Source organism: Phenylobacterium sp. CCH9-H3 (assembly GCF_001557235.1).
Classification (GTDB): domain Bacteria; phylum Pseudomonadota; class Alphaproteobacteria; order Caulobacterales; family Caulobacteraceae; genus Phenylobacterium.
On record NZ_LSJI01000080.1, the window covers coordinates 1 to 4,327 of the forward strand.

Sequence of the window (4,327 nt, forward strand, 5' to 3'; positions counted from 1 at the left end):
TGTATAAGAGACAGGGTCTGGGAGGCGGTGGCCGCCGGGGCCTGCCGGATCGTCGTGGGCGCCCGCTCGGCGCTGTTCCTGCCCTACCGCCGGCTGAAGCTGATCGTCGTGGACGAAGAGCACGACGGCTCGTTCAAGCAGGAGGACGGCTTCATCTACCAGGCCCGCGACCTGGCGGTGGTGCGCGGCCGGATCGAGGATGCGGCGGTGGTCCTGGCCTCGGCCACGCCCTCGCTGGAGAGCCTGCGCAACGCCGAAACGGGCCGCTATCGCTGGCTGAAGCTGTCTGCGCGGCACGGGACGGCGCGGCTGCCCGACATCGAACTGGTGGACCTGCGCGAGACGCCGCCCGAGACGGGCCGCTGGCTGTCCCCGCCGCTGGTGCAGGCGATGGCGGACACCTGGGCGCGGGGCGAGCAGACGCTGCTGTTCCTGAACCGGCGGGGCTATGCGCCCCTGGTGCTGTGCAAGGCCTGCGGCGAGCGGATGACCGCGCCCGACACCGACAGCTGGCTGGTGGAGCACCGCTACACCGGCCGGCTGGTCTGCCACCTGACCGGCTTTTCCATGCCCAAGCCGGCGGCCTGCCCCCATTGCGGGGCCAAGGACAGCCTGGTCTCCATCGGCCCCGGCGTGGAGCGCGTGGAGGAGGAGGCGCGGGCGCTGTTCCCGGAGGCGCGGATCGCGGTGTTCTCGTCGGATACGGTCTTCGACGCGCGCGAGGCGCGACGGCTGGTGGAGACCATGGCCGCGGGGGAGATCGACATCCTGGTGGCGACCCAGGCGGCGGCCAAGGGCCACAACTTCCCCAAGCTGACCCTGGTGGGGGTGGTGGACGCGGACCTCGGCCTGCGCGGCGGCGACCTGCGGGCGGCGGAGCGGACCTATCAGCTGCTGGCCCAGGCGACGGGGCGGGCCGGGCGGCGCGACCGGCCGGGCAAGGCGCTGCTGCAGACCTACGCGCCCGAACATGCCGTCATGCAGGCGCTGAAAGCCCAGGACCGCGACGCCTTCGTGGCGGCCGAGATGGCGGAGCGGGAGCTGGCGGGCCTGCCGCCGTTCGGCCGGCTGGCGGCGGTGATCGCCTCGGGACCGGACATGGCGCAGCTGGACGCCTTCGTGCAGGGCATGGCCCAGGCCGCGCCGAACACGCCAGGGGTCGAGGTCTATGGCCCGGCCGACGCGCCCCTCGGCCTCATCCGCGGCCGCCGCCGCAAGCGCTTCCTCGTGCGCGCGGACCGCGGCGTGGACCTGTCGGCCTACATGGCCGCCTGGCGGGCGCGGGTGCGGCCACCCGGGCAGGTGCGCGTGGCCATCGACATCGACCCCTACAGCTTCCTGTAGGCGCGGAGCCGCCTCGCGGCCCGACGCCACGGATAGAGTCCCCCTCTCGCTTCGCGAGCTCCCCCAGAGGGGGAGCACCTTTGGCGCCGCGTTAGGTCCTCCCCCTTTGGGGGAGGTCCCGAAGGGGGAGGGGCTCGCAGCCGCGCCGCTGCCGGAGTCAGTGCAGAACCTTGTCCGTGACGCTTGGCTTCCTGCGGCGGGCCAGCATGTTCAGGGCCTCGACCCCGGCCGAGAAGGCCATGGCGGCATAGATGTAGCCCTTGGGCACGTGGACGCCGAAGCCGTCGGCGATCAGCACGGCGCCGATCATCAGCAGGAAGCCCAGGGCCAGCATCACCACGGTGGGGTTGTTGTTGATGAAGTTGGCCAGCGGATCGGCGGCCACCAGCATGATGCCGACGGTGACGACCACGGCCACGATCATGATCGGCAGGTGGTCGGTCATGCCCACCGCGGTCAGGATCGAGTCGATCGAGAACACCAGGTCCAGCAGGATGATCTGGAAGATCGCCGCCCCGACGTTGCTGACCACCCGGGCCTTGGTGTCCATGACGCCGTGGGTTTCGCGCGGGTCGACCTTCTCGTGGATCTCGGTCGTGGCCTTCCAGACGAGGAACAGGCCGCCGGCGATGAGGATCAGGTCGCGCCAGGAGAAGGCGAGATCGAACGTCGGCTCTCCGTGCGCGCCCATCGGGCCCTGCCAGGGCAGCGAGAACACGGGCTGGGTCAGGCCGACGATGAAGGCGAGGGTCGAGAGCAGCGCCAGGCGCATGATCAGGGCCAGGGCGATGCCGATACGCCGCGTGCTGGCGCGCTGATGCTCGGGCAGCTTGTTCGACAGGATCGATATGAAGATCAGATTGTCGATGCCCAGGACCACCTCCATCACGATGAGGGTGACCAGGGCGGCCCAGGCGGCCGGATCTGTCACGAGGGCGGCGATATCCATGGCGGCGGCTCTCCGTTCAGCGCGTACATGTATCTACGGATTTCTACGCGTATGGCTAGGGCGATGATGCGCCAAGCTCTGCCGCCGCTTTTTTGTGCATGAATGACTCCGATCACGCGTCCGTGAACTGGCGATTTCTCCTCTTAGGCGAGTCCGCCGAAGACCCGCCGGAGTCCGCCGAGCTCTTGTTTCGACGTGTTACCGCTCCGTGAGTACAAGAATAGAAAAGATTACAGGAGATTAAGCCAGAGGCCGAATTGGAGTTGATTTCGGCATAAATACGGGCTCTCGCGGGGCGCAAGGGCAATAGTTTTCTTAATGCGTGCGTGACAACTTGAGTTTCTCAGAGGTGGACTTCACGGCCTGAACGATGGTCGTCGACATGCCTCGGGTGAGCTGTGGATAAACCGTGCGCGACAACCCGCCGCGCGGCGTAAACCCTCTTTTCACTCAAGGCGGATACGGTTACCCCTTCACCTCAAGTGTCGGGGAGTCACCGAAGCATGCTGAAACGGACGCGGGCCCTTCTGGGTTCCCTGGCCGCCGCGGCCTTCGTCGCCTTCACGCCCGCCGGGGCTGTGGCCGACACCTATTGGCAATGTGTGCCCTTCGCGCGCCTGATCTCGGGCATCCAGATCTTCGGCGACGCCTGGACCTGGTGGAACCAGGCTTCGGGCAAGTACGAGACGGGTTTCCAGCCGCGCGCCGGCGCGGTGCTGTGCTTCAAGCCCACCCAGCGGATGCGCCTCGGCCACGTCGCCGTGGTCAGCCAGGTGCTGACCGACCGCGTCGTCCAGATCACCCACGCCAACTGGAGCCCGATCGAGGGTTCGCGCGGCAAGGTCGAGAAGGACGTGACCGTCATCGACGTCTCACCCTCGGGCGACTGGAGCCAGGTGAAGGTCTGGTACGATCCGAACCGCGACCTGGGTGGCTCGACCTATTCCACGCACGGCTTCATCTATCCCGACGCCAGCGCGCGGGTCATGGCGGCCTCGGGCATGAGCAAGCTGCAGAACGGCGCCATCGCAGTGGCCCAGTCCGCCGCCTCGCAGATGGCCGGCGCGGTCCGTCCCGGCCAGGGCGCCCTCAGCGTGCTGAGCCAGGCCGCCGACTCCACCGACCGCATCGCCGCCCTGATCGCGGCCGCGACCCGCGGCGACCAGCCCTCGCCCCCGCCGCGCTGATCCCGCCCGGTTGACGCCCTCGCCGACGCACGCCCACAAGGGACGCGCGGAGGCAGCGGCATGCTCAAGACCCTTCGGCGCGGCCATCGCGCCCCACAGCCGGAGGACGCGGGCCCCGACTGGCGCCCGGCCGAGGACCTCGTCTGGATCGATCTGCTGAAGCCCACCAAGGCTGAGGAGCTGGCCGTCGAGGCGGCGCTGGGCCTGCAGCTTCCGACGGTCGAGGAGATGCAGGCGCTGGAGCCCTCGAGCCGGCTCTACCAGGAATGCGGCGGCACCTTCATGACCGCCACGCTGCTGGCGCGGAGCCATGCGGACGCGCCGTTTCCGACGCCGGTCACCTTCGTGCTGGCCAAGGGCCTGCTCGTCACCCTGCGCTACGAGGAGCTGAAGGCGTTCTCGATCTTCGCGGAGCGGGCCCCCGAAAGCGACTTCGCCAGCGGAACCGCCGCCCTGCTGGGCCTCATGGACGCCATCGTCGAACGCCTGGCCCGGACGCTGGACGACATGGGCGACAAGGTTCAGATCGCGTCGAACGCCATCTTCAACCGCCCCAAGGGCGGTAATTTCCGGCCCCTGCTGACCGATCTGTCGCAGGCGCAGTCGGTCACCTCGCTCACCCGGGGCAGTCTGAACAGCCTGGCGCGAACCCTGAGCTATGCGGCGCTGGCCAGCGAGATCGCCGCCGACCCCGAGTGCCGCGCGCACCTGGAGGCGCTGCAGCGGGACGTGCAGTCCCTGACCGAACACGCCAGCTACCAGTCCTCGCACATCGCCTTCCTGCTGGATGCGGCGCTCGGCCTGATCAACATCGAGCAGAATGGCATCATCAAGTTCTTCTCGGTGG

The 4,327-nt window shown here is 68.7% G+C and carries 4 protein-coding genes; 3 read left to right on the forward strand and 1 reads right to left on the reverse strand.

Translation table 11 applies throughout. The features are described 5' to 3' along the window. Positions 1–1,344: primosomal protein N' (gene priA / locus AX721_RS07205; RefSeq protein WP_156467052.1), on the forward strand; the 1,344-nt coding region annotated here is incomplete at its 5' end. Positions 1,345–1,501: 157 nt separating this feature from the next. On the opposite strand, the gene AX721_RS07210 is transcribed toward priA, so the two are convergent. After that, entirely contained in the window at positions 1,502–2,293 is a 792-nt protein-coding gene (locus AX721_RS07210; RefSeq protein ID WP_068875338.1) for a TerC family protein, read from the reverse strand. 503 nt (positions 2,294–2,796) lie between these two features. Between AX721_RS07210 and AX721_RS07215 the strand changes: the two genes are divergently transcribed. Together AX721_RS07215 and AX721_RS07220 are read left to right on the forward strand one after the other, a co-directional pair. Then, positions 2,797–3,480: a CHAP domain-containing protein gene (locus tag AX721_RS07215; RefSeq protein WP_068875339.1), complete on the forward strand. Its 684-nt coding sequence runs from the start codon at positions 2,797–2,799 to the stop codon at positions 3,478–3,480. Positions 3,481–3,540: 60 nt separating this feature from the next. Then, positions 3,541–4,327 (forward strand): CorA family divalent cation transporter (locus AX721_RS07220; protein ID WP_068875340.1); only part of this gene is annotated, 787 nt, incomplete at its 3' end.

What these genes read in the sequence shown, in the direction of transcription:
- AX721_RS07215 (WP_068875339.1), top strand. Translation starts at nt 2,797, where the DNA reads ATGCTGAAACGGACGCGGGCCCTTCTGGGTTCCCTGGCCGCCGCGGCC.
- AX721_RS07210 (WP_068875338.1), bottom strand. Translation starts at nt 2,293, where the DNA reads ATGGATATCGCCGCCCTCGTGACAGATCCGGCCGCCTGGGCCGCCCTG.